Below are 23,951 nucleotides of genomic sequence, written 5' to 3'. Positions count from 1 at the left end.
ACCTCTTAGCTGAACAGGCGCAATGCGCGGGCCGAGCCGGCCGGAATATCGGCTTGTTCCATTTCTTGATAAAAGGCCTGAACCTGACCCGCGATTTCCTCGAGGGCGGCATCGGCCAGCGGCTGATTGCTGTCGTCCACAATGGCGCCATCCAGACGCTCGGCCAGTTCCTTGGCGCAGGCAATCATCTGACCAAAACCATCGCGGGCCGGAGCCACGCAGGGCACGTCCAGCAGCAGGGTCAGGCGCGAGGTGGTGTCGGCAGCCATGGTTTCATTGGTCGACAAGGTGAACAGGGTGCCGCCATCGCCGTCGGGCTTGGCAAAGCGGCCGTCCGGACGGACATCGAAGCCCTGCTTCTCGAGGGCGCCGACGAGCGTATTGATGGCCCAGGGCGCACCCAGGCTGACCAGATTGATGCCAAGCTGGGCATCGTGGCCGGCCACAAAGCGGTGCAGATTGCGCGCCTCGCCCATGACTTCGATCATGTCCGGCACCTGCGGCTCGGCGCTGATTTCGTCGCCGAGCGAACGGATGCGCGTAACCAACTCGGAATATTCGAGCTCGTTCAGGGCTGTGGTGCGGCTGGCCAGCTGCACGCCGGCCTGCAATTCAGTGTAGACACCGCCGTGGACGATCGGTTCCCAATCGCCGCTGACGGCCAGGCCAACATAGTGGATCGGCTTGTTACCGACGTGGCGCAGCTTGCGCAGGATGGGCAGGGCCTTGTCGCCGCGCAGCGGGGCCTCGAGCTTCAGCGGAATCAGACAGTCGATCAGCGGATCGACCAGGTTCTCGGCGATCTCGGCCGGGCTGCTCTCGGGCGGCAGACCGGCTGGCGCCGGCTCCTCGGCCTCGGCCTCGCCATCGAAGCTGGGCTCGACCCGCTCGCCCTCGGTACGCATCAAGACGTCGTCATGGTCGGCGCCGAAGGCACGCTCCACCGTTTTCTTGGCCCGGTACTCCTGCCACTTGTTGTACACCAGCACCGCCAGCACGAATACCCCGCTGGCAGCGATCAAGCTCATTTGAAAATCGGTCATGCGGCACACTTATAGAACGTCACATGGCCGTCATCATACCAATATCGCACGACGGCGGCTATGTGCTCGGGGTCAGGCGGCGTCGGCCAGCGCGGCGGCGGCTTCCATGTCGACCGCCACAATGCGCGAAACGCCCTGTTCCTGCATGGTCACGCCGATCAGCTGGTTGGCCATTTCCATCGCAATCTTATTGTGCGAGATGAACAGGAACTGGGTCTGGTCGCTCATGCGTTTCACCATGCGGCAGAAACGCTCGGTATTGGCGTCGTCGAGCGGCGCGTCGACCTCGTCCAGCAGACAGAAAGGCGCCGGGTTCAGGCGGAACATCGAGAACACCAGGGCCGTCGCCGTCAGCGCCTTCTCGCCGCCCGACAGCAGGTGGATGGTGGCGTTCTTCTTGCCGGGCGGCTGGGCCATGACCTGCACGCCAGAGTCCAGTATCTCGTCGCCGGTCATGATCAGCTTGGCCTGGCCACCGCCGAACAGGATCGGGAACAGCTCCGAGAAGTGCTGGTTGACCTGATCGAAGGTGCCTTGCAGCAGGTCGCGCGTTTCCTTGTCGATCTTGGTGATCGCGTCTTCGAGCGTGGTAATGGCCTCGGTCAGGTCGGCAAACTGGGCGTCGAGGAAGCCCTTGCGCTCCTTGGCCTGGGCCAGCTCGTCCAGCGCCGCCAGGTTGACCGCGCCGAGCGCGCTGATGGCATTGGTCAGGCGCGTGACTTCGCCCTGCAGGTACTGGGCCTTCATCTCGGGCTGCAGCTTCTCGGCCAGCGCGGCCTCGTCGGCGCCGGTGGCACGCAGGGCCTCGGCGAACTGCTCCTGGTTCAGGCGGGCGGCCTGCTCCTTCAGCTGCATCTCCGTGATCTTGTCGCGCTGCGGCTGCAGGCTGCGCTCAGCCGCCATGCGCGCTTCCTCGGCATGGCGCAGCTGTTGGGTGATCTGGTCGAGCTCGTGGCGGGCGTCGGCCAGCGCGCGCTCCTGGTTGCTGCGGCGGTCCAGCAGCTCCTGCAGGCCTTCATTGGCGGATCCGGCTTCCAGGGCTTCCAGTTCCAGCTGGCCCGCGGCAATTGATTCGCTGATCTGCTCGGCCTGCTGGCTGGCCGTGGCCAGGTTGCGCCGCAATTCCTCCAGCTTGCTGCGCTGGGTCTTTTCGGCAAAGGCCGCTTCCTGGGCCGCGCGCTCGAGTTCGCGCAGACGTTCGCGCGCCTCGTTCAGGCCCTGCTCCTTCTGCTCGAAGGCGAGCTGATTGTCTTCGTGGTCGCCCTGCAGATTGGCCAGATCCATGTCGAGCTGCTCGAAGCGCGCTTCGGACTCGGCCTTGATCATGCGCTGCTCTTCTTCCTGCGCGGCGATCTCGGCGAGGTCGGCCTCGATCTGGCCGCTGCGCTGGTTGAAGCGCGCCTCCACTTCGGACTGCTTGACTACTTCCAGCTGCAGGCCGTGCACGGCCTGGGTCAGACTCTGGATGCGCTGGCGCGTCTCCTGCAGGGTGCGGGCCAGATGGCTGGCCTGGGCTTCGGCGCGCACCGAGCGGGCACGCACTTCGTCGGCTAGCAATTGCGCGGCGCGCAGCTGCTTGCCGATGTTCTCGATCTCCTGCTGGCGGCCGAGCATGCCATCCTGCTCCGAGTCCGAGGCGTAGAAACGTACCGAGGACTGGGTGATCAGATGGCCCTGGCGCGTGATGAAGCAGGCGCCCAGCGGCAGGCGCGCGCGGTCGGCAAAGGCGCTGGCCGTGTCGTCGGCGATGAAGACATTGTGCAGCCAATCGTGCAGCAGGCCGCGCAGGCCCGGCTCATTTATTTTAAGCAGGCTGATGAAGGGCTTGAACGGGCCAGCCTCGGGCGCAGCGGCCTGCGCCACGGCGGGCGCGTACAGGGCCAGGCGAGCCGGCGGCGCATCATTGAAAAAGGCTTTGGCCCATTCGATGTTCGACATTTCGAGCGCACCCATGCGCTCACGCAGCACGGACTCCAGTGCCGCCTCCCAGCCGCTTTCGATCTGCAGCTTTTGCCACAGGCGCGGCAGCTGGGCCAGTTCGTGTTTTTCCAGCCAGGGTTGCACCTTGCCCTGGGTCTGGACCCGCTCCTGCAGCTGCTTGAGGGCATTGAGGCGCGCTTCCAGCTGGGCAATGGCGGCCGTTTCCTGATTGACCTGAGTCTGGGCGGACTGGCGCTCTTCCTCGGCCTGGCCGTGCTGGATTTCCGTCTCCTCCAGCGTCATGCGGGCTTCTTCGAGCTGCTGCTGCTTTTCCTCCAGCTGCCACTTCAGGTTCGACAGCAGACTGCTGTCCGGCAGGCTCAGGCCCAGCTTTTCCTGCTGCAGGCGCTCGCGCCGGCCCCACAGGTTCTGCAGATTGGTCGAGGCATTGCGCTGCTGGGCCGATTCCAGCTCCAGCTGCTGCTGCGCCTGCATGATGCGCGTGCGCGACTCGGTAATCTTGACCTGGGCCTCGCGCCAGGCCGTGTCCATCGCCGGCAGACGCGCGCCCTGCTCTTCGGCCGCCATCTGGGCCTGCTCGACGCGGGCCGCCATTTCTTCCAGCGTGAACTCGCCCTCCTCTATCTGGGCGGCGGTCTCATCCTTTTGCGTCATCCATTGCTGACGCTGGGCCTGCAGCGCGGCCAGCTGATTCTGCAAGCGCGTGCGCGACTCGATGACGAATTTGATCTGCGCTTCCAGGCTGCCGATCTCGGAGTTGGTCTGGTACAGATGGCCCTGAGCCTGGTGCAGGCGGTCGCCGACCTGGAAATGCGCCTGGCGCATGCGTTCCAGATCGAGCTCGACATTGCGCAGTTTGGCCGTCTGGGCTTCCAGCTCGGTCTGGGCGGCCTCCATCTCGCGGAAGAATTTCTTCTGCTCAGCCTCGGCTTCAGTCTTCCGCAGCAGCCACAGCAGCTTCTGCTTTTCTTCCTGATCGGCCTGCAGCGCGTGGTAGCGGTTCGCGACTTCGGCCTGGGCTTCCAGTTTTTCCAGGTTGATATTCAGTTCGCGCAGAATATCTTCCACGCGGGTCAGGTTCTCGCGCGTGTCCTGCAGGCGGTTTTCCGTCTCGCGCCGGCGTTCCTTGTACTTCGAGACACCCGCCGCCTCTTCCAGAAACACACGCAGTTCCTCGGGGCGCGATTCGATGATGCGGGCAATCATGCCCTGGCCGATGATGGCATAGGCGCGTGGGCCGAGGCCGGTGCCGAGGAAGATGTCCTGGATATCGCGCCGGCGCACCGGCTGGCCATTGATGAAATAGGTCGAGGTACCGTCGCGCGTGAGCACGCGGCGCACGGCGATCTCGGCGTACTGGCTCCACTGGCCGGCGGCCTTGCCGGCGCTGTTGTCGAACACCAGTTCGACCGAGGCGCGCCCGGCCGGCTTGCGGTGGGTGGAGCCGTTAAAGATCACGTCCTGCATCGACTCGCCGCGCAGCTCCGAGGCTTTCGACTCGCCCAGCACCCAGCGCACAGCGTCGATGATGTTCGATTTACCGCAGCCATTGGGGCCGACCACGCCAACGAGCTGGCCCGGCACCTGGAAATTGGTGGGATCCACAAAGGATTTGAATCCCGACAATTTAATGGACGATAAACGCACGTTTTCCCTTTTTCAGCCAGTGAAAGGGGAAAATCATACCATGCTCTACCAACCAGTTGCCCAATGAGGGTTTCCCGCTATTTCTTGAACTTGGGTAGGACAATTTCGTTTTAGCGCGATGATCGTGACTTGTATTGATTGAGAGGTATTTAAGCAACATTGACTTTTGGAAATTTCTTTGAAAAACTTACCAAAAGTCGCATCCGAGCCATCAACCGAGTCACATATCTATGCAGTTCACCGATCAGAAATCCGAGTACAACGTGGAAAAAGCGTTCTTATCACACAATTCTTTCGATAAAGACTTCGTGTCAGAAGTTTACGCGAAGCTCGGCTCTGCCCGTGCAATTTACGATGCGGAAACGTTTCGTCGCAACTGCGATGTGGTGAGCCAAATCAGAGAGGGATTCGACGACGCAACCGTCTATGCGCTGTTTCTGTCTAAACACGCCATTCAATCCGGGTGGGTGAAGAACGAAGTCGACCTCGCGGCTGAGTTTAAGTCCAAGTGGAAAATCACCAAGTTTCTTGTATTTCAACTCGACGAAACACCGTGGACCACCCTCCCAGAATGGCTACACCGGTACATTGTTTCTTGCCCCCCTTCTCCAGAGCTGGTCGCCCTGCGCATCAAAGACGAATTATCTGACCGCCAGATTGAGGAACACGCCTGCCATGGCAGGGACATTACGGTCCGTCGGTTGATCGAAATGACGCTCTCTTACGAGCCGAGCCCGACGTTCTATTTCTTGTCCGGCCCGCAAGGGATTGGACGTCGCACCATCATCTGGGAGGTTTACAAGACACTTTTCAAACAAGTGCAACGCAATCGACTGTTGATTGAGCTCGATGAGTATACCGAGATGACTCTGGTTTACCGACGACTGCTCGGCTTTAGCGCGAATTGGCGTGCCTTTGATTTGGTGGACCGCTTGCGGGAGTTCACTGCTCTTTCAGAAAATGCCAAGGTTGAAGCAATTGCTGTATTGATCAACGAGGTCACTGTCAAATTTAAGCAGACCTTGATTTTCGACCTCGGTCGACATGGATTCGAGGTCAACGGGGACATCGTCCCTTGGGTACACAGATTGCTCCAGAAGCTGCCATCAGCCGACTACCCATATCTCATCGTGCTGTCGAGTCGCGCTACCCAGGTTCAGTTTGAAAAAGGCATTGCTCTTGCGATAGACCCGCTTGACGAGTCCGACAGTAAATATCTTTTTAAACTTCTTTTGAAAGAAGCATCCATCGAATTCCCCGACAAGAGGGCAAGAGATTCGATTGAAGGGAGTGTGGTCGGGCACCCGGGATTGATTGCGAGCGTCGTGAGATATCTGCGAATGAACCCGCGCTTTCAACCAACCCGCACGCACAATTCGCTGATCATTATGATTAACGCCGAAGTCGAGAGCATGCTCCGCGACTTCCTGAAAGGCCGTCCCCAAGCCGAAATAGCCGTCGGACTATTTGCTGAAGCCCACATCATTTCATTCGGAGAAGTAGTCGAACTTAGCAAGATCGAACCCATGTTCGAGGAGGAAGTCAACGTACTCGTGGAGGCGGGCTTCTTGATCTATCGAGATGGTTATTATCAACTTGCCCCCTACATTCAGCGCTACGCACAAATTATCAGCGCTCCTCTGTTTGAGCGCTTGGCCCCGCTCCGGAAAGTTCTGTTCGCATCTACCGATGGAATTGCTTCAACTGACTTCGTGCCTTTAGAAATCTTGGACGCCCGAATCGTTTCCCATTTCACGACAGGCGTACCGGTATCTGGCTACCTCACCAATCTCGTGATGCCCGCTCAGCAGCTAAAAGCCGCACGAAGGCTCTATGATCAACAAAGATATGGCCCGGCATCGAAACTTGCACACGAGGCCTATGGGCAAAGCTCAAAAATGAGCCCTAACGGCATACTCGAAGCCTGGCGACTCATCGGGCTTTGCGCGGCACGTACAGACAACCAACAAGAATTTTCCTACTTCACAGCGGAATATCCCAAGATACCTGCCGGTCCCAGGCGCGATGCCCACTTCAATTTTGCAGAAGGCTTTTACGCACGGTTGCGGGGGGACTTCCGAAAGGCCCTTGAACGCTTCAAGAAGATTGAAGATCTCAAGCTCGCAGACCACCACGTCTATCGCGAGCTCGGCTATCTTTATGCCTTCGAAGGAAATTACGACCTCGCCAGCCGTGCGATCGAACGAGCGGTGAAAGCAGCCGGGGTCAGTCCCTACGTACTTGATGTGCAAGCGCTTGTCCTTTTGGAACGATACCGCCGTGAAAAAGGAAGCGACCTGGCTGATCAGATCGAAGCTTGCTTACATAACTTGCGTTCGGCAGATATCCGTGAGGGTACGCGCTTTCATGGATCGAAAGCAGGAATGTGGAAGGTGATAGAACACGGGGACATGGCTGAACTCCAAAGAATCTTCACCGGCAGGAATAATCTCCCAATTCAAGCGCGGATTCTCCTGCTCGACATTCTCTCCAACAAGGGCAAGGACGTTCAATATACAGAGCTGCTCGGAGAAATTTCGAAATCCATTCGAGAATCAAGTAACAAACCCGCTCAAATTGAAGTCGCTCGCGTCGAGATTCGACACCTGGCTGCCCACCGGCGTATCCAGGACGCACGTACCCTGTTGAACAAATACCGTCAGCAATTCACTGAGGGCTGCGCTCAAACTCTCGAGGGAGAAATTCGCTTTCATGAATCTCATATTTCCGCACGGAGCAAATAGCGACGGTCCTTGCCTTTAATCTCAGATGCCGGGCCACTCGGTGCCATCACGATACAACTTGGCATCTGGAGCGGCCCGCATTGGATAGCTTTCCAGGTTTGCAAGAAACTCAGGCCGATGCGTGCAGACTCGCGTCATTGCTGGCGGCGCCCAGGCTGTCTTCGATGACGGCCGCGACCAGGCTTTCCTTGCCGATCAGGCGGGCGCGGCCCTCGCGCAGGGCCTGCCCGAGTTCCTTGTCATTCATTGTGAACGAAGGCTGGCGCGCCCCGTTCGAGAAGATGAACAGGCTGCGCCGCGGGCTCACCCAGGCCAGCTTGACCTTGCGCTCGCCATCCTCGTGCTGGAAGGCGAACCACTGGCCCCGTTCGGACATCGCAATCACCTCGGCATGGGCATCACCGTCGAAGCGAGCGGCGGCTTCGGCTTCTCGGGTGGCGGCCCGTTCCTGGCGCCGCTGTTCCATTTCCTGCACCTTGAGTGCGTCCTGCTTGGCGGCCTCGGCCGCCAGGGCCAGTTGCTTTTCCGGCGCCAGTTCCACCGGGGCGCGCACGATCGAGGCGTGGATTTCGGCCAGCTGGCTGAAGAACTGCAGGCGCTTCTCGTCGCGCCAGCCGATCAGGTCGAGCCATTTATTCAGCGAAGCCAGCAGAGTCGGCAACAGGCCGATCAGGGTCTTGCGCTGCTGCTGAGTGAGCTTGGGTTTCACGCTCCAGATCAGATTGTCCATCGTCGCGGTCGCGTGCTTGACGGCGCCCGGCTTGTCGTCCTCAAGCGTGTAAGCCAGGGCCAGCACGTCGATCCATTTGTCCTGCAAGAAGTCTTCGACCATCGGGCTCAGTTCACCGCCGCCGACGCGCACGGCCACCACATCGCTGGCCTGGCGCTTGGCTTCCTCGCGCTTTTCGGTCTGCAGCGCATCGGCGATCGGTGCGGCCATCTCGGCGCTGGCGCTCTGCTCGGCCTGGGCCACCGACTGTTCGAGTTCGGCCACGGCCTCGGAGAAGACCGCCATTTCGTCCTGAAAATCGCGCCCGACGCGGTCGACGCTGCGCTGCATGGCCAGGAACACCGGGTCATCCGCGCTGCGGCGCTGCTCCCAACCGAGGCGCGACATCAGCTCGACCAGACGGCGCGCCGGATGCGCATCCTGGAAGAAGAAGTCTTTGTCCAGCAGCGCCGCTTTCAACACGGGCACCTGGAGGAATTGCAGCAGCTCGCGCACCTCGGCCGGAATCTGGGGATCGACGAAGACCTTGTCGAACACCTTGGCCAACAGGTCGAGCGTGGCCTCGTCGCCGCGCGACAGGCTGCCGGAGGGCGCGGCCTGCTTCAGCTCGCTCAGATAGCCGGCCGGCGGCACCACGCCCTGGGGCGCAATGACCGGGCTATTCAGCAGTTGCAGCAGGGGCGCGCGCGGACGCTGCACAATCTCGTTCGTGATCGCGCTGCGGTAGGCTTCGGCACTGCCCTGACTCCATTCGCGCGCGCTGGGGCCGACGACCGCCGCCGCGGGCGCATTGGCCGTCGCCATACGCTGGGCCGACAGCGGCGCCGCCCCGGCGGTGTGCCAGGTGCCGCTGGGCGGATCGAATTCGGCGCTGACGAGCGAATGTTCATCGCCGCCGAACAAGGCGCGCAGCTGCTTGGCGGCGGCTGATTTCCCGGCGGCCCGCGCGGCCTTCTCGCTGGCGCTGCAATCGGTCTTGCGGATCGACTGGCTGGCGCGCGCACTGGCGCCGCGCTTGCGCAGCTCTTCGTTCAGCGCCTCGTACAGCGGGGCGAAGTCGAACAACACCTCGGGCCGCAGCAACGGCTGCAGCAGTGCCTGGGCGGCCGCCTCGGTCTGGAACTCGCACCAGGCATTGTGAATCGCGCGCAGAATGACCTCGGGCCGGAAAGGATTCTGGTCCGCCTGCAGGATGCCGCGCTGCAGGGCAAACGCCAGGCGCACCTGCATCGTGGCCAGCGCATCGCCGTAGCGCTGGCTGAAGGGGCGCGCGATGGCGTCATACTGGAACTTGCTATCCATCTCCTCGTAGCTGACGAGGCTCAGCTCGGCAGCGCTGCGCGGACGGCGCAAGGTGGCGCCGGGCAGGAGCGGTTCGCACTCCTTTTTCACGGCCAGTTCGATGCCCGTCGCGCACAGGTGGAAGAAGGCGAAGCCGTTGGCCTGCAACTGGCGCCCGGCCTGCACGCGCACGCGCACCGTGTCGGGATCGAGCGCGCCACCACTCATGTCGAGTAGCTGGGCGGCCATGCGCTGGGCGACGTCGCTCATGCCGCGTTTGACGTGCTCGGCCACGATGGCGGCGAGGCTGTCAAACAGGGCGGGCGGTGCGTCGGCAGTGGCGGATGGCTGAGCCATGGACGGGGCTAAATACAATTGGATACAGATATTCTGGCACAAAATTTCCACATGGCAATAGCACTTAGACCAAAGGACAATGTCTTTTTTTGATTCTCATTAAAAATATTTCAACTTTGCGAGCAAATTTCCTACGTCCGCGCAGGTCCGGCTCCGATACGCGCCCCGCCCTACCCCAGCCATCATTGCGTGACCGACAAGTTCATCCTTGCCGGTCTGTGCAATACCAAGCGGAGGTTCACCATGAGCAAGCAACAGCAGGACCAGGAAATGGACAAATCCAATCGCCAGGCCGAGCAGGCCAGCAATCAGCAATCCGGTAGCGGCGGCAGCAAGTCCGGCGGTTCCGGCCAAAGCGGCGGCCAGCACAAAACGGACCAGAAGGAAAGCGGCAGCAGCCGCCAATCCGGTGGCGGCTCGGGCGGCAGCTCGGGCGGCAGCGGTTCGTCCAAACAGCAGGGCGGCGGCTCCACCAACCGCTAAGCACGGGGCGGGCTGCGGCCCGCCTGTCATCAGATGTTGGTCAGCACCATGTCCTTGGGTGGGCAAAAGTCGGCCACGTCTTCAATCAGCTGCACCTGGCGCGCCTCCTCAGCCGCCAGGTGCAGGTCGGCATGTTCGTGCACGGCCCAATGCTCGTCGCTCAGTTGCAGATGTCGCCGCAAAATGCGCTCGGTGCGGGCGTCATCGGCACGCAGCCCCTCGACAATGATGCGCAGCGTTTCGGGACGCGACGCATGGGTGGCCGTGGCATGCGACTTGTGCACCATGAAGCGCGCGGTCTCGCTGGCAAAACGGTGCCGCCCGGCCAGGAAGACGGTGACGGCGATCGAGGCGACGGCGCCGCCGTTGTACATGTGGAACTCAATCGGCAGGTTGCTCAGATAGTTGTACAGGCACAGGCCATCGCTGACATAGCCGCCGTTCGACTGCAGCAGGATGTGGGCGCAGTCGATCTGCTCGCGCGTCATGGCGGCCACCGCCTCGAACACGCGCTGCACCATGTCGCTGTTGACGTCGCCCGACAGCGTGTAATAGGCATGCTTGTGCCCGTCTTCGGCCTCGTTCATCTGGCGCCCTCCTCGCTTCCGAAGGCCGATTCTAGCGGGGCCGGCGCGGCCGCCGCGTTCATTACGTGTTGGCAAATATTGCAGGGCGTCACATTGACTTTCGCCCTCCTCTGACATATCCTCCCAAGTCTTGATCGGGAGAGGACACGACTGTGTCGCCGAAGGGGCATCACCCAAAAACTCTCAGGCAAAAGGACCGGTCAGGGGTCAGCAGCGCAGCGCGCGACTGGCTAACTCTGGAGAGCGGCCGTGGCTCAGCCAACGGCCCACCGAAGGGGCAGGCGGATTACCTTCCGCTATCTCTCAGGTACCAAGGACAGAGGGGGCGCGATCCGACGCGGCGAAGCTGTGGCTTTCCCTCGTACGCGTGCTACCCGATAAACCTTGCCTGAGGATTCCATGACGCTCAAAGCGACTCCGCTCAATGCAGTCCACCGCGCCGCCGGCGCCAAGATGGTCGATTTCGGCGGCTGGGACATGCCGGTCAACTACGGCTCCCAGATCGAAGAACACCATGCCGTGCGCACCGATGTCGGCATGTTCGACGTTTCCCATATGTGCGTGGTCGACCTCGAGGGCGCGAATGTGCGCGCCTTCCTGCGCGGCCTGCTGGCCAATAACGTCGACAAGCTGGTCGTCCCGGGCAAGGCCCTGTACTCGTGCATGCTCAAGCCCGAAGGCGGCGTGATCGACGATCTGATCGTCTACTTCTTCAGCGAGACCTGGTTCCGCCTGGTGGTCAACGCCGGCACCGCCGAAAAAGACATCGCCTGGATGCAGGCCCAGAACGCCGCCACCGGCGCCGGTCTGACGATCACCCAGCGCCGCGACGGCGCCGACGCGATGGCCCTGATCGCGGTCCAGGGTCCGCATGCGCGCGCCAAAGTGTGGCAGGTGCTGCCGACCACCGAAGCCGCGTCCAAGGAGATGAAGCCGTTTAACGCCGTGATCGTCAAGGACACCGCGTTCGGCGAAGTGATGGTGGCGCGCACCGGCTACACGGGCGAAGACGGTTTCGAAATCGCCTTCCCGGCCAGCCAGGCCGCCGCACTGTGGAATGCGCTGGCCGCCGCCGGCGTCAAACCGGCCGGCCTGGGCGCGCGCGATACGCTGCGCCTGGAAGCCGGCATGAATCTGTATGGCCAGGACATGGACGAAAGCGTGAATCCGCTCGACGCCGGTCTGGCCTGGACCATCGACCTGGTCTCCGAGCGCGACTTCGTCGGCAAGGCCGCCCTGCAGGCGCAGGGCCAGAACGCCCAGTTCGTTGGCCTGATCCTGCGTGAAAAAGGCGGCATCCTGCGCGCCCACCAGAAGGTCGTCGTGGCCGGCACCGAAGCCACCGGCGAAATCACCAGCGGCACTTTCAGCCCGACCATGCAGCAGGCGATCGCCCTGGCGCGCGTGCCGATGGGCGTGAATGTGGGCGACACCGTCCACGTCGAAATCCGCGACAAGCGCCTGGCCGCCACCGTGGTCAAGCTGCCCTTCGTCCGCAACGGTAAAATTCTCGTCGCCTGAACCGAATCACCATCAACCTGGAGCCAAGAACATGAATATCCCCGCCGACCTGAAATACACCGAGTCCCATGAGTGGGTCCGTGTCGAAGCCGACGGCACCCTGACCGTGGGCATCACCGAGTACGCGCAAGACGCCCTGGGCGACATCGTGTACGTCGAGCTGCCGGCTGTCGGCAAGAGCTTCGGCGCCGGCGACGACTGCGCCGTGGTCGAATCGGTGAAGGCCGCTTCGGACATCTACTGCCCGGTGGCCGGCGAGATCGTCGGCGTCAACGAGGCCGTCACCGCCGCGCCGGAATCGATCAACGCCGGCGCCTACGAGGCCTGGCTGTTCAAGGTGAAGCCGGCCGACGCCAGCGCCGTCAACGGCCTGCTCGACGCCGACGCCTACGGCAAGACCACGGGCTAAGCACCGCATTCCATTGAACCACGCGGCCGGGACCTCCCCGGCCGCATTGCCATCTGCACCCACCATGACCCGCACCAGCCTTACCGCTCTCGAAGCGCGCGACGATTTCATCTCGCGCCACATCGGCCCCTCGGACGCCGAACAAGCCGCCATGCTGCAAACCCTCGGCTATCCCTCGCGCCAGGCCCTGATCGACGCCATCGTCCCGGCCGGCATCCGCCGCCATGACCGCATCGACCTGGGCGCCTTCACCGAGTCCCAGACCGAGCAGGCCGCCCTGGCCCAGCTCAAAGCCATCGCCGGCAAGAACAAGGTCCTGAAGTCCTTCATCGGCCAGGGCTACTACGGCACCCACACCCCGGGCGTCATCCTGCGTAACATCTTCGAAAACCCGGCCTGGTACACCGCCTACACGCCCTACCAGCCCGAGATTTCGCAGGGCCGCCTGGAAGCCATCCTGAACTTCCAGCAGATGGTCACCGACATGACCGGCATGGACATCGCCAACGCCTCCATGCTCGATGAAGGCACGGCCGCCGCCGAAGCCATGACCCTGATCCAGCGCGTCGGCAAGTCGGCCTCCAAGGTGTTCTACGTGGCCGACGACGTGCTGCCGCAAACCCTGGAAGTGGTGCAGACGCGCGCCAAGCCGATCGGCGTGGAAGTGAAGACCTTCAGCGCCGCCGCCCTGGCCGATCTGAACGAAGCCTGCTTCGGCGTGCTGCTGCAGTACCCGGGCGTGAACGGCGATGTGCGTGACTACAAGGCCGCCGCCGAGAAGCTGCATGCCGCCGGCGCGATGGTGATCGTGGCCGCCGACCTGCTGGCCCTGACCATGCTGACCCCGCCGGGCGAATGGGGCGCCGACGTCGTCGTCGGTAACAGCCAGCGCTTCGGCGTGCCGCTCGGTTTCGGCGGCCCGCACGCCGGCTACCTGGCCACGCGCGACGCCTTCAAGCGTTCGATGCCGGGCCGCCTGGTCGGCGTGACCGTCGACGCCCAGGGCAACCAGGCCTACCGCCTGGCCCTGCAGACGCGCGAACAGCACATCCGCCGCGAAAAAGCCACCTCCAACATCTGCACGGCGCAGGTGCTGCTCGGCGTGATGGCCTCGATGTACGCGGTCTATCACGGCCCGCAAGGCCTGGCCCGCATCGGCCAGCGCGTGCACCGCCTGACCGGCGTGCTGGCCACCCTGCTCGGCCAGCTCGGCTACACGCTGACCAACAGCACCTGGTTCGACACGCTGACCATCCAGACCGCGCGCGCCAAGGAACTGCACGCCACCGCCGTCGAACATGGCATCAACCTGCGCCGCATCGACGACCAGCACGTCGGCGTCTCGCTCGACGAGACCACCACGCGCGAGGACATCGCCACCCTGTACCGCGTGTTCGCCCATGGCGTGTCGAGCCAGCCGATGCCCGACCTGGACGCGATCGAGGCGACCGTTTCGCACGCCTTCCCGGACAGCCTGGCGCGCACCTCGGCCTACCTGAGCCACCCGACCTTCAACCGCTACCACGCCGAACACGAGATGCTGCGCTATCTGCGTTCGCTGGCCGACAAGGACCTGGCGCTGGACCGCACCATGATCCCGCTCGGCTCGTGCACGATGAAGCTCAACGCCACCAGCGAGATGATTCCGGTGACCTGGCCCGAGTTCTCGAATATCCACCCGCTGGTGCCGGATAATCAGACCGTCGGCTACCGCGAGATGATCACCCAGCTGGAAGCCATGCTGAGCGCGGCCACCGGCTATGCGGCCGTGTCGCTGCAGCCGAACGCCGGTTCGCAGGGCGAGTACGCTGGCCTCTTGACGATCCAGGCCTACCACGCTTCGCGCGGCGAAGGCCACCGCAATATCTGCCTGATCCCGTCCTCGGCGCACGGCACCAATCCGGCATCGGCTGCCATGGCCGGCATGCAGGTGGTGGTCACCGCCTGCGACGAAAACGGTAATGTCGATCTGGCCGACCTCAAGGCCAAGGCCGAACAGCACAGCGCCAATCTGGCCTGCGTGATGATCACCTATCCGTCCACCCACGGCGTGTTCGAAGAAGGCATCCAGCAGCTGTGCGAGATCATCCACGCGCACGGCGGCCAGGTCTACATCGACGGCGCCAACATGAATGCACTGGTCGGCGTGGCCGCACCGGGCCGGTTCGGCGGCGACGTCTCGCACCTGAACCTGCACAAGACCTTCTGCATCCCGCACGGCGGCGGCGGTCCGGGTGTCGGCCCGATCGGCGTGGGCGCCCACCTCGCTCCGTTCCTGCCGAACCAGCGCTCGACCGGCTATGTGCGCGGCGAACAGGGCATCGGCACCATTTCGGCCGCGGCCTATGGCTCGGCCTCGATTCTGCCGATCTCGTGGATGTACATCGCGATGATGGGCGCCGACGGCCTGAAGGCCGCCACCGAGACGGCCATCCTGGCTGCCAACTACGTGGCGCGCCGCCTGGCGCCGCACTATCCGGTGCTGTACACGGGCCACGACGGCCTGGTGGCGCACGAGTGCATTCTGGACCTGCGTCCGCTGACCGATGCCACCGGCATCAGCAACGAAGACGTCGCCAAGCGCCTGATGGACTTCGGCTTCCACGCACCGACCATGAGCTTCCCGGTGCCGGGTACGCTGATGATCGAGCCGACCGAGTCGGAATCGAAGGCCGAGCTGGATCGCTTCATCGACGCGATGATCACCATCCGCGCCGAAATCGCCAAGGTCGAACGCGGCGAATTCGATAAGATGGACAACCCGCTCAAGGGCGCGCCGCACACCGCCGAGGTGCTGACGGCCGATACCTGGGCCCACAAGTACTCGCGTGAAGAAGCGGCCTATCCGGTGCCTTCGCTGCGCAAGCAGAAGTACTGGCCGCCGGTCGGCCGCGCCGACAACGTCTACGGCGACCGTAACCTGTTCTGCGGCTGCGCGCCGATCAGCGATTACGAGTAAGCCATGCGTGAGGTGTGAAAAAGGCGGCCTGCGGGCCGCCTTTTTTTGTGTCCTTGGTGCGCGGGTCTGAAGACCCGCCCTACGCGTCATGCGGAGATCGGTGGCACGTTCAACTTTTGGTGCGCGGGTCTGAAGACCCGCCCTACGCCTCATGCGGGGATCGGTGGCAGGTTCAACTTTTGGTGCGCGGCTCTGAAGATCCGCCCTACGCCCCGTGCAGGGATCGGGGGTACGTCCAACTTTTGGTGCGCGGGTCTGAAGACCCGCCCTACGCCTCATGCGGAGATCGGCGGCACGTCCAACTTTTGGTGCGCGGGTCTGAAGACCCGCCCTACGCGTCATGCAGAGATCGGCGGCACGTCCAACCGCCTGTAGGGCGGGTCTTCAGACCCGCGCGCGCACCACTCACGGCCGCGTCGAAGCCAGCCACAGATGCGGGCGCAGCGGCGCGCCCTCACGCTGCGGCACACGCTCCGGCGCGCCCTCCTCCAGCTGGAAGGCGCTGACCGCCTCCGACAGGCTCACGGCCTGGTCATGCAGGCTCTCGGCTGCGGCGGCCGCTTCTTCCACCAGCGCCGAATTTTGCTGCGTCATGCCGTCCATCGTCACCACCGCCTGATTGATCTCGGTGATGCCCTGCGCCTGCTCCGCGCTGGCCTGCGAGATCTGCGCGATCAGGTCACCGACCTGCTGCACCGACTGCACGATGTCGGCCATGCTGGTGCCGGCCCGTACGGCCGAGGCGCTGCCGCCATCGATCTCCGCCACCGCCGCCGCGATCAGCTCCTTGATCTCCTTGGCCGCCATCGCGCTGCGCTGCGCCAGTGTACGCACCTCGCTCGCCACGACTGCAAAACCGCGCCCGTGCTCGCCGGCGCGCGCCGCCTCCACCGCCGCATTCAGGGCCAGGATATTGGTCTGATTCGCGATACCGTCGATGACGCCGACGATATCCACCACCCGCCGCGAGCTGCCGCGGATCGACTCCATGGTCAGCATCAGATGATCGACCACCTGCCCGCCGCGCTCCGCGTGATGCGAAGCCTTGATCGCCAGCTGGTTGGCCGCCTGCGCGTTGTTGGCGGTCTGGCTCACCGTCTCGGTCAGTTCCTCCATTGAGGCCGCCGTCTGCTGCAAGCTGCTGGCCTGCGACTCGGTGCGGTTGGCCAGGTCGGCATTGCCCATCGCGATCTCGCGCGAGGCCGTGTCGATCGACTGGGCCGAGGCCAGAATGCCGCGCAGCGTGCGGTTCAGATTGCGGATGCTGGTGTCGAGCGCGCGCGCCGTCTGGGCGATTTCGTCTTCGCCATAGCTGCGCGGGCGCACCGTCAGATTACCCTTGGCGAGTTCACCGGCCGCCTCGCCGATATCGCGCACCTGGCGCAGCAGCGCGCGCCGCACCGCCATCGAAATCCCCAGCGACAGCGCAATCGACAGCAGCACCAGCAGTGGCATGAAGGTGCGCACGCGGCCAAAGTCGGCACGCGCCGATTCCACCGCCCGTTCCGACATCACGCGCTCCGACGCGGCCAGGGCCTGCAGGCGCTGGGCCATGCCCTCGTAGGCCTTCTCGGCCTTGATCATCGCATTCGTACCCATCGACTGGTCGACCTGGGCCAGTTCGATCACATCGTTGACGGCCTTCAGATACTCCTTGAAGCCCTCGCCCGACTGCACCACCAACGCATGTTCGACTGCATCCTGTAGCGTGGTCGCATCGAGCTGGCCAAGCAGCTCGCTGATATGGGCGTGGCGCGCGCGCAGGGTCTTTACCTGCGCCTCGATGCGCGCCGCCGCAAACGAGGCGTTGATCTGGGTGAGCAGCTGATAGATGTCGGCGTGGGCGCGGTTACTGGTGATCTCCAGGTCCGCGGCCATGCGGATATTCGCCGCGCGCTCCTGCACGATGGTGTTGAGCGAGGCGTTCTGGCGCACCATGGCCACATACGCGGCGGCCGACAGCACCAGCAGAAGCAGCAGCACCACGCCGGGCGCCAGCAGCAGTTTGGGACCGATACGCAGGCGGGCCAGCATGGTTCAGCGCTTGTAGATGCCGGCTTCGAGGGCGACGTCGCCAACCCGCAGCACGTAGGTGGACTTGGCCTCGACCTTGCCCGAGTCCGGATTCTTGTACTTGTAATCGACCCAGCCCTTGCCCTTCTCGCGGGCGACGGCCAGCATCTCCTTGCGGAACAGCTTGCCGTCGGCGTCCGGCACCTCGAGCAGGTTCTTGCCGACGAAGGCCGCCGTCGGGTGGGCCACGGTGATGCCCTGCAGATCGCGCATGGCCAGGTACAGCGCGCCCTGATTGAATTCCGGATCGCGCGCCTTGATCTTCTCGATCATCGCGTCTTTGCCGTGCTGCTTGACGAATTGCGCGCCGCGCTCAGCCATCGCAATGGCATCCTTGGCGCTCGGTTCCCCTGCCTGGACCAGGCCCGCCAGACACAGCAGGCACAGCCCCCACGCGAATTTGCCCATCTTATGCTCCAAGGAAAGGTTGCCTAAGTGCAGGGACCTAATCTACGCTGTGCGTGGCGCGCACTTTTGCGCGGTATCAAGAGAAAGAAGTGAACGATGAATCGAGCGAGCAAGGCGGCTCTGCTGAGCGGACTGGTGTTTCCCGGTGTCGGACAGTTCTATCTGCGCGACTGGATGCGCGGGATCGCGTTTTCGCTGCCGAGTCTGGTGTCGCTGGTGGCGCTGGCCGACAACGTCCTCAGCCGGGCGGAGCAGATCAGCAACCTGATCCTGGCCGGCAAGCTGGCGCCCGAACTGGGCGCGATCGCGGCCTATCTCGACAGCCAGCCGCCGCCGCCCGCCGTACTCAGCTTTGCCGGCCCCGTCTTGCTATTGTGCTGGGTCGGGAGCATCATCGACGCGCTCTACACCGGACGTCCATCCCCTTGAACGGAGACCGCCATGCGAAGCAAGCTCAGCCTCGTACTCCTGTTGTGCAGCGCCGCCGCGCTGGCCCAGACCAGCGGCCTGCGCCGCGCCGCCATCCTCACCCATGATGTATCCGTCCCCGGGCGCGAGGCCATGGTGGCGCGGGTCGAGATCGACCCCGGCGCCGTGGCCGGACGCCACACCCACCCGGGCGACGAGATCAGTTATGTCTTGGAAGGCGAAGTCGAGGTCCTGATCGACGGCGAAGCGCCGCGCCGCGTCAAGGCCGGCGAAGCCTTCATCATCCCCGCCGGCACAGTCCACGCGGCCCGCAACCCGGGCAGCCAGATGGCCAAGCTGATCGGCAACTACATCGTCGACAAAGGCAAACCCCTGGCCAGTCCTGCCCCCTAGAAAAATGGGGTCTGACCCCGATTTATCTGCGGGGAAAAATGGGGTCAGACCCCGAATTGCTTCAGAGCTTGGCGGCGTGCTCGCGCGTGGCGTGGAATTGCAGCTTCGGCCAGCGCTCTTCGGTCAGGCGCAGGTTGACCTGGCTCGGCGCCAGGTAGGCCAGGTTGCCGGCGGCGTCGTGGGCCAGATTGTGCGGCTGGTTGGCTTCGAAATCGGCCAGCGATTTCTTGTCCTCGCTCGACACCCAGCGCGTGCAGCTGACGCTCGCCGTTTCGAACACGGCGTCGACGCCGTATTCGTTCATCAGGCGGCTGGCCACCACTTCGAACTGCAGCACGCCGACGGCGCCCAGAATCAGGTCGGAACCGAGCAGCGGCTTGAAGACCTGCACGGCCCCCTCCTCGCCCAGTTGCTGCAGGCCTTTGTGCAGCTGCTTGATCTTCAGCGGATTGCGGATGCGCACCACGCGGAACAGCTCGGGCGCGAAGAAGGGAATGCCGGTGAAGGTCAGCATCTCGCCTTCGGAGAAGCTGTCGCCGATCTGCATATTGCCGTGATTGGGCAGGCCGATGATGTCGCCCGCGTAGGCTTCTTCGACCTGCTCGCGGCTCGAGGCCATGAAGGTGACCACCGAGGAAATCTTCACCTCGCGCCCCAGGCGCAGGTGCGTGATCTTCATGCCGCGCTCGAAGCGGCCCGAGCACACGCGCAGGAAGGCGATGCGGTCGCGGTGGGCCGGGTCCATATTGGCTTGAATCTTGAAAACGAAGCCGCTGAACTTGGGCTCGGTCGGCTCCACCGCGCGCACGCTGGCGTCGCGCCCTTTCGGCGCCGGCGCCCAGTCGACCAGGGCCGACAGAATCTCGCGCACACCGAAGTTGTTGATCGCGGAGCCAAAGAAAACCGGCGTCTGCACGCCCGCCAGGAAGGCCTCGAGATCGAAGGGATGCGAGGCGCCATGCACGAGTTCGACCTCCATGCGCAGCTGGTCCATCTCCATCGGGAACATTTCCTGCAGACGCGGATTGTCGATACCCTTGATGACTTCGAATTCCTGGTCGGCGCGTTCTTCGCCCGGCGTGAACAGCATGACTTCGTCGCGCAGCAGGTGGTACACGCCGCGGAAGTTCTTGCCCATGCCAATCGGCCAGGTCACCGGCGCGCACTGGATCTTCAGCACCGACTCCACTTCATCGAGCAGCTCGAGCGGATCGCGGGTTTCGCGGTCGAGCTTGTTCATGAAGGTGACGATCGGGGTATTGCGCATGCGGCAGACGTCGAGCAGCTTGATCGTCTGCGCCTCCACGCCCTTGGCCGCGTCGATCACCATCAGGGCCGAATCGACGGCCGTCAGCACGCGGTAGGTGTCTTCCGAAAAGTCTTGGTGGCCCGGGGTGTCGAGCAGGTTGATCACGTGCTCGCGGAACTCGAACTGCATCACCGACGAGGCCACGGAAATGCCGCGCTGCTTTTCGATCTCCATCCAGTCCGAAGTCGCGTGGCGTGCGCTCTTGCGCGCCTTCACCGTCCCGGCCATCTGGATCGCGCCCGAGAACAGCAGCAGCTTCTCGGTCAGCGTGGTCTTACCGGCGTCCGGGTGAGAAATGATGCCGAAGGTACGGCGGCGCGCCACTTCGCGCGCAATGACGGCGGCCGGCTTGGCGCTCGGTTCGGGGGTCAGGTCTTCGGTTTCGGTGGACATGGTCGGGCTGGGACGTGAAAACCCTCTATTTTAACGCATGCCCTCGCCCGCCCTCAATGCCGGGCGCCTGTCAGCAAACTGTCAGGGTTTCTTCAGGGAATTGACAGCCTGGCCTCCTAGAATGCTATTACCTACAAGAAATATCATTCCTGGAGAAAAACATGCGGCGCAGCGCTGGCTTTACCCTGGTCGAAATTCTCGTCACCGTCGCCATTGTCGGCATTCTGGCGGCGATTGCCATTCCCGCCTACAACCAGTATCTGGTCAAGAACAACCGCCGCGCCGCCCAGGCCTATCTGATCGACCTGGCCCAGGCCGAGCAGCAGTATCTGATGGACGCGCGCGCCTACACCAGCACCCTGGCCACCCTGCATGTGACAGCCCCGCCCAAGCTGGGCGAGAACTACACGGTGTCGATCACCACGTCCGATGGGCCACCGCCGACTTTCACCATCACGGCCACGCCGGTCAGCGGTTCGCGCCAGGCCAATGATGGCGCCCTCAGCATCGACCAGGCCGGGACCAAGACCCCGGCCGCCAACTGGTAAGCCATGCAAACGCCCCTGCGCCAGTGTGGCTTCACCCTGATCGAGATGCTCTCGGTGGTGGCGATCGTCGCCATCCTGGCCAGTATCGCCACGCCCTCGATCCGGGCGCTGACGGCCGGCCAGAACGTGCGCTCGACCGCCAGCGACCTGCACACGGCCCTGGTCAAGGCCCGCAGCGAAGCTATCAAGCGCAATGCCCCGGTTAGCTTGAGCCCGGCCGCGAGCGGCAGCTGGGTCAGCGGCTGGACGATACCGAACCCGGCCAATACGGCCGTGCTGCTCGACAGCCACGGCGCCGTGCCGAACGTCACGATCAGCGGCCCGACCGCGGTGGTGTTCAACCCGAGCGGCCGCATCCAGGGCTCGGGCACCGCCCAATTCGATATCGCCGCCGCTGGCACCGACAAGCGCCGCTGCGTCAAGGTCGATCTGTCCGGCCGCGCCTACGAACTGAACACCGCCTGCTGAGCCATGAAGCCCCTTGCCCTGTCCCGTCCCGTCCGCGGCACCAGCCTCATCGAAGTGCTGGTCACCATGGTCATCCTGGCCTTCGGCTTGATCGGCATTGCCGCCTTCCAGAGCAAGGCCCAGGTCGGCACCATCGAATCTTTCCAGCGCGCCCAGGCCGTGGTGCTGCTGCAGGACATGCAGCAGCGCATCGAGGGCCATAGCGCCAATGCCGGCGACTATGTGAGCAGCACCGTGTACGGCACCGGCGACGGTCTGCCTGACGACTGCTCGGCCTATGCCGATGGCAGCGCCGCGCGCGACCTGTGCGAATGGAGCCGTGCGCTGAAAGGCGCGGCCGAAGTGAAAAACAGCGCCAAGCTGGGCACGATGGCGAATCCGCGCGGCTGCATCGAGGAGCTGCAGGCGCCCGACCCCAGCGATGGCGTGTGCCGCCAGGGCATCTACCGCATCACCATCGCCTGGCAGGGCCAGCACGAGACGGTCGCGCCCGCGCTGTCCTGCGGCCAGGGCCTGTACGGGGCCGACACCTACCGGCGCGCCATCGCCACCCGCGTGGCCATCGGCCTGCCCAGCTGCCACTGAGGAGTCAGCATGCGTCCCGTCTCACGCCAAGCCGGTTTCTCCCTGGTCGAACTGATGGTGGCGGCCGCCATCGGCATCATGATCCTGGCCGGCATGATCACCCTCTTTGTCAACAACAACAAAGCCCAGAGCGAGATCGAAAAGGCCAACCGCCAGATCGAAAACGGCCGCTTCTCCATCGAGCTGATCAGCACGGACCTGCGCAATGCCGGCTATCTGGGCGAGTTCGACCCGACCGAACTGCCGACCCCGACCACGGCCCAGGACGTCTGCGCGACGGCGGTGGCCGACCTTGTCACCTCGATGCCCCTGCATGTGCAGGGCTTTGACGCCACCGTCAGCAATCTGCCGAGCTGTCTCAGCGATGTGAAGGCCGGCACCGACATCCTGGTCGTGCGGCGTGCGCGCGGCTGTGTGGTTGGCGTGGGCAGCTGCGACCCGGCTTCGGCCGGCGGCCCCTTCTTCCAGGCTTCGCTGTGCAATAACAGCAGCGAGCTCGGCTCCGGCTCCACCAGCGAACACTACCGGCTGGACCTCAGCACCGCCGGCCTCGACCGTCACGAGCGCGACTGCGCCAGCACGGCCGGCAGCGGCAGCCTGGCGCCGATCCACCGCTACCAAACCAATATCTACTTCATCGCCAACAACAGCAATGGCAGCGACGGCATTCCCACGCTCAAGCGCGCGGAACTGGGCGTGAGCGGCAGCAGCATCGTGTTCAGCACCGTGGCCCTGGTCGAGGGCGTGGAGAACCTACAGTTCGAATACGGGCTCGACACCAATAACGACGGCGCCGCCGACACCTTCACGCCGAATCCGGCCAGCTATGGCGGCTGCACCACGGACAGTTGCAGCAACACCAACTGGCGCAATGTGGTGGCCGTGCGCATGCACGTACTGGCGCGCAATCTCGAACAATCGCCCGAGTACATCGATGGCCGTAGCTATGTGCTGGGCAAACTGGCCGATGGCAGCGACAACACGATTCCCGCCGCTGGCGACCATTACAAACGCCACGTCTTCCAGGCCCTGATCGGCCTGCCCAACCCCGCCGGAAGGAAAGCCCCATGATCCGCCGTCAAGAGCGCGGCATCACCCTGGTGATGGCCCTGATTATGCTGGTCCTCGTGACCCTGCTCGCGCTGACCAGCTTTAACCTTGGTAAGTCCAACCTGCAAATTGTGAACAATATGCAGGTGCGCGAAGCCGGCATCTCGGCCGCGCGCGAGGTGCTGGAAGAAACCATCTCCAACACGCGCTTCTTCACCAATCCGAGCGATGCGCTGGCCAATCCCTGCAATAGCGTGGCCAATACGCGCTGCGTCGATACCAACGGCGACGGGATTGCCGACGTCACCGTCAGCCTGACGCCGCCGCCGAGCTGCGTGAAGGTGCAGTCGATCAAGAACACGGCGCTGGACGTCACCAATGCCGAAGATGCGGGCTGCCTCGTCAGCGGCGGCCAGACCTTTGGGGTGGCCGGCAGCATGACCGGCGACTCGCTGTGCGCCGACAGCACCTGGGAAGTGCATGCGGTCGCCGTCGACAACATCACTGAAGCGCGCGTCGAAGTCGTGCAGGGCGTCTCGGTCCGCGTGGCCAAGGACGACATCACCACCAATTGCCCGTAAGCGGAGCCGCCG

Annotated in this window: 19 protein-coding genes and 2 riboswitches; of the genes, 12 read left to right on the top strand and 7 right to left on the bottom strand. The window is 63.6% G+C overall.

What is annotated here, in order from left to right:
• Positions 1–5: 5 nt before the first annotated feature.
• Together LZ005_RS06915 and smc are read right to left on the bottom strand one after the other, a co-directional pair.
• The gene (locus LZ005_RS06915; protein WP_237806031.1) at positions 6–1,043 is read right to left on the bottom strand and encodes a cell division protein ZipA C-terminal FtsZ-binding domain-containing protein; all 1,038 of its coding nucleotides are present in this window, start codon (positions 1,041–1,043) and stop codon (positions 6–8) included.
• 72 nt (positions 1,044–1,115) lie between these two features.
• Positions 1,116–4,631 (bottom strand): chromosome segregation protein SMC, encoded by a 3,516-nt coding sequence (gene smc, locus LZ005_RS06910; protein ID WP_237806028.1) that lies wholly within the window; start codon positions 4,629–4,631, stop codon positions 1,116–1,118.
• Positions 4,632–4,861: 230 nt separating this feature from the next.
• Here smc and LZ005_RS06905 point away from each other — a divergent pair, with 230 nt between their 5' ends.
• Positions 4,862–7,375: a toll/interleukin-1 receptor domain-containing protein gene (locus LZ005_RS06905; RefSeq protein ID WP_237806027.1), complete on the top strand. Its 2,514-nt coding sequence runs from the start codon at positions 4,862–4,864 to the stop codon at positions 7,373–7,375.
• A 109-nt stretch (positions 7,376–7,484) separates the two neighbouring features.
• Here LZ005_RS06905 and LZ005_RS06900 read toward each other — a convergent pair whose 3' ends face one another.
• Positions 7,485–9,743, bottom strand: a complete 2,259-nt coding sequence (locus LZ005_RS06900; protein WP_237806025.1) for a DUF1631 family protein — start codon at positions 9,741–9,743, stop codon at positions 7,485–7,487.
• A gap of 243 nt (positions 9,744–9,986) precedes the next feature.
• On the opposite strand from LZ005_RS06900, the gene LZ005_RS06895 reads away from it, so the two are divergent.
• Positions 9,987–10,226 (top strand): hypothetical protein, encoded by a 240-nt coding sequence (locus LZ005_RS06895; protein ID WP_237806023.1) that lies wholly within the window; start codon positions 9,987–9,989, stop codon positions 10,224–10,226.
• 29 nt (positions 10,227–10,255) lie between these two features.
• Here the strand turns inward: LZ005_RS06895 and LZ005_RS06890 are convergent, their stop codons facing one another.
• Positions 10,256–10,813 carry an ATP-dependent Clp protease proteolytic subunit gene (locus LZ005_RS06890; RefSeq protein ID WP_237806021.1) on the bottom strand — a complete coding sequence of 186 codons (558 nt, stop codon included), beginning with the start codon at positions 10,811–10,813 and terminating at the stop codon, positions 10,256–10,258.
• Positions 10,814–10,938: 125 nt separating this feature from the next.
• A riboswitch (glycine riboswitch) is annotated at positions 10,939–11,022 on the top strand.
• Positions 11,023–11,039: 17 nt separating this feature from the next.
• Positions 11,040–11,143, top strand: a riboswitch (glycine riboswitch).
• A gap of 69 nt (positions 11,144–11,212) precedes the next feature.
• Here LZ005_RS06890 and gcvT point away from each other — a divergent pair.
• From gcvT to gcvP, 3 genes are all read left to right on the top strand, one after another.
• Positions 11,213–12,334 (top strand): glycine cleavage system aminomethyltransferase GcvT, encoded by a 1,122-nt coding sequence (gene gcvT, locus LZ005_RS06885; RefSeq protein ID WP_237806019.1) that lies wholly within the window; start codon positions 11,213–11,215, stop codon positions 12,332–12,334.
• A 31-nt stretch (positions 12,335–12,365) separates the two neighbouring features.
• Positions 12,366–12,743, top strand: coding sequence for a glycine cleavage system protein GcvH (gene gcvH / locus LZ005_RS06880; RefSeq protein WP_237806017.1), 378 nt, complete (start codon positions 12,366–12,368; stop codon positions 12,741–12,743).
• Positions 12,744–12,807: 64 nt separating this feature from the next.
• On the top strand, positions 12,808–15,702 hold the full coding sequence (gene gcvP, locus LZ005_RS06875; RefSeq protein ID WP_237806015.1) for an aminomethyl-transferring glycine dehydrogenase: 2,895 nt from the start codon (positions 12,808–12,810) through the stop codon (positions 15,700–15,702).
• Between the two features lie 405 nt (positions 15,703–16,107).
• Here gcvP and LZ005_RS06870 read toward each other — a convergent pair whose 3' ends face one another.
• Both LZ005_RS06870 and LZ005_RS06865 read right to left on the bottom strand, forming a co-directional pair.
• Positions 16,108–17,736 (bottom strand): methyl-accepting chemotaxis protein, encoded by a 1,629-nt coding sequence (locus LZ005_RS06870; protein ID WP_237806013.1) that lies wholly within the window; start codon positions 17,734–17,736, stop codon positions 16,108–16,110.
• A gap of 3 nt (positions 17,737–17,739) precedes the next feature.
• On the bottom strand, positions 17,740–18,183 hold the full coding sequence (locus tag LZ005_RS06865) for a cache domain-containing protein (protein WP_237806012.1): 444 nt from the start codon (positions 18,181–18,183) through the stop codon (positions 17,740–17,742).
• 96 nt (positions 18,184–18,279) lie between these two features.
• Here LZ005_RS06865 and LZ005_RS06860 point away from each other — a divergent pair, with 96 nt between their 5' ends.
• Together LZ005_RS06860 and LZ005_RS06855 are read left to right on the top strand one after the other, a co-directional pair.
• Entirely contained in the window at positions 18,280–18,612 is a 333-nt protein-coding gene (locus tag LZ005_RS06860; RefSeq protein WP_237806010.1) for a hypothetical protein, read from the top strand.
• 12 nt (positions 18,613–18,624) lie between these two features.
• Positions 18,625–19,005, top strand: coding sequence for a cupin domain-containing protein (locus tag LZ005_RS06855; RefSeq protein WP_237806008.1), 381 nt, complete (start codon positions 18,625–18,627; stop codon positions 19,003–19,005).
• Between the two features lie 61 nt (positions 19,006–19,066).
• Here the strand turns inward: LZ005_RS06855 and LZ005_RS06850 are convergent, their stop codons facing one another.
• Complete coding sequence (locus tag LZ005_RS06850; RefSeq protein ID WP_237806006.1) at positions 19,067–20,707, bottom strand: peptide chain release factor 3; 1,641 nt, start codon at positions 20,705–20,707, stop codon at positions 19,067–19,069.
• A gap of 161 nt (positions 20,708–20,868) precedes the next feature.
• On the opposite strand from LZ005_RS06850, the gene LZ005_RS06845 reads away from it, so the two are divergent.
• From LZ005_RS06845 to LZ005_RS06825, 5 genes are read left to right on the top strand one after another with little or no spacing between them, the layout of a single operon-like run.
• On the top strand, positions 20,869–21,255 hold the full coding sequence (locus LZ005_RS06845) for a type IV pilin protein (protein WP_237806004.1): 387 nt from the start codon (positions 20,869–20,871) through the stop codon (positions 21,253–21,255).
• Positions 21,256–21,258: 3 nt separating this feature from the next.
• Positions 21,259–21,723 (top strand): GspH/FimT family pseudopilin, encoded by a 465-nt coding sequence (locus tag LZ005_RS06840; RefSeq protein WP_237806002.1) that lies wholly within the window; start codon positions 21,259–21,261, stop codon positions 21,721–21,723.
• A gap of 3 nt (positions 21,724–21,726) precedes the next feature.
• Positions 21,727–22,308, top strand: a complete 582-nt coding sequence (locus LZ005_RS06835) for a prepilin-type N-terminal cleavage/methylation domain-containing protein (RefSeq protein ID WP_237806000.1) — start codon at positions 21,727–21,729, stop codon at positions 22,306–22,308.
• Between the two features lie 9 nt (positions 22,309–22,317).
• A complete protein-coding gene (locus LZ005_RS06830) occupies positions 22,318–23,379 on the top strand; it encodes a PilW family protein (protein WP_237805998.1) in 1,062 nt (353 codons plus the stop codon).
• Positions 23,376–23,939: a hypothetical protein gene (locus tag LZ005_RS06825; protein WP_237805996.1), complete on the top strand. Its 564-nt coding sequence runs from the start codon at positions 23,376–23,378 to the stop codon at positions 23,937–23,939. The genes LZ005_RS06830 and LZ005_RS06825 overlap by 4 nt, the downstream gene beginning before the upstream one ends.
• Positions 23,940–23,951: the final 12 nt, after the last annotated feature.

Source organism: Massilia sp. TS11, assembly GCF_022012445.1.
GTDB lineage: Bacteria > Pseudomonadota > Gammaproteobacteria > Burkholderiales > Burkholderiaceae_D > Telluria.
The sequence above is the reverse complement of the archived record's forward strand: the minus strand, read 5'-3'. Positions and strand labels throughout refer to the sequence as shown.

Coding starts and splice junctions, on each gene's coding strand:
- LZ005_RS06915 (WP_237806031.1), bottom strand. CDS start 1,043: ATGACCGATTTTCAAATGAGCTTGATCGCTGCCAGCGGGGTATTCGTG.
- LZ005_RS06905 (WP_237806027.1), top strand. CDS start 4,862: ATGCAGTTCACCGATCAGAAATCCGAGTACAACGTGGAAAAAGCGTTC.
- LZ005_RS06900 (WP_237806025.1), bottom strand. CDS start 9,743: ATGGCTCAGCCATCCGCCACTGCCGACGCACCGCCCGCCCTGTTTGAC.
- LZ005_RS06895 (WP_237806023.1), top strand. CDS start 9,987: ATGAGCAAGCAACAGCAGGACCAGGAAATGGACAAATCCAATCGCCAG.
- LZ005_RS06890 (WP_237806021.1), bottom strand. CDS start 10,813: ATGAACGAGGCCGAAGACGGGCACAAGCATGCCTATTACACGCTGTCG.
- gcvT (WP_237806019.1), top strand. CDS start 11,213: ATGACGCTCAAAGCGACTCCGCTCAATGCAGTCCACCGCGCCGCCGGC.
- gcvH (WP_237806017.1), top strand. CDS start 12,366: ATGAATATCCCCGCCGACCTGAAATACACCGAGTCCCATGAGTGGGTC.
- gcvP (WP_237806015.1), top strand. CDS start 12,808: ATGACCCGCACCAGCCTTACCGCTCTCGAAGCGCGCGACGATTTCATC.
- LZ005_RS06870 (WP_237806013.1), bottom strand. CDS start 17,736: ATGCTGGCCCGCCTGCGTATCGGTCCCAAACTGCTGCTGGCGCCCGGC.
- LZ005_RS06865 (WP_237806012.1), bottom strand. CDS start 18,183: ATGGGCAAATTCGCGTGGGGGCTGTGCCTGCTGTGTCTGGCGGGCCTG.
- LZ005_RS06860 (WP_237806010.1), top strand. CDS start 18,280: ATGAATCGAGCGAGCAAGGCGGCTCTGCTGAGCGGACTGGTGTTTCCC.
- LZ005_RS06855 (WP_237806008.1), top strand. CDS start 18,625: ATGCGAAGCAAGCTCAGCCTCGTACTCCTGTTGTGCAGCGCCGCCGCG.
- LZ005_RS06850 (WP_237806006.1), bottom strand. CDS start 20,707: ATGTCCACCGAAACCGAAGACCTGACCCCCGAACCGAGCGCCAAGCCG.
- LZ005_RS06845 (WP_237806004.1), top strand. CDS start 20,869: ATGCGGCGCAGCGCTGGCTTTACCCTGGTCGAAATTCTCGTCACCGTC.
- LZ005_RS06840 (WP_237806002.1), top strand. CDS start 21,259: ATGCAAACGCCCCTGCGCCAGTGTGGCTTCACCCTGATCGAGATGCTC.
- LZ005_RS06835 (WP_237806000.1), top strand. CDS start 21,727: ATGAAGCCCCTTGCCCTGTCCCGTCCCGTCCGCGGCACCAGCCTCATC.
- LZ005_RS06830 (WP_237805998.1), top strand. CDS start 22,318: ATGCGTCCCGTCTCACGCCAAGCCGGTTTCTCCCTGGTCGAACTGATG.
- LZ005_RS06825 (WP_237805996.1), top strand. CDS start 23,376: ATGATCCGCCGTCAAGAGCGCGGCATCACCCTGGTGATGGCCCTGATT.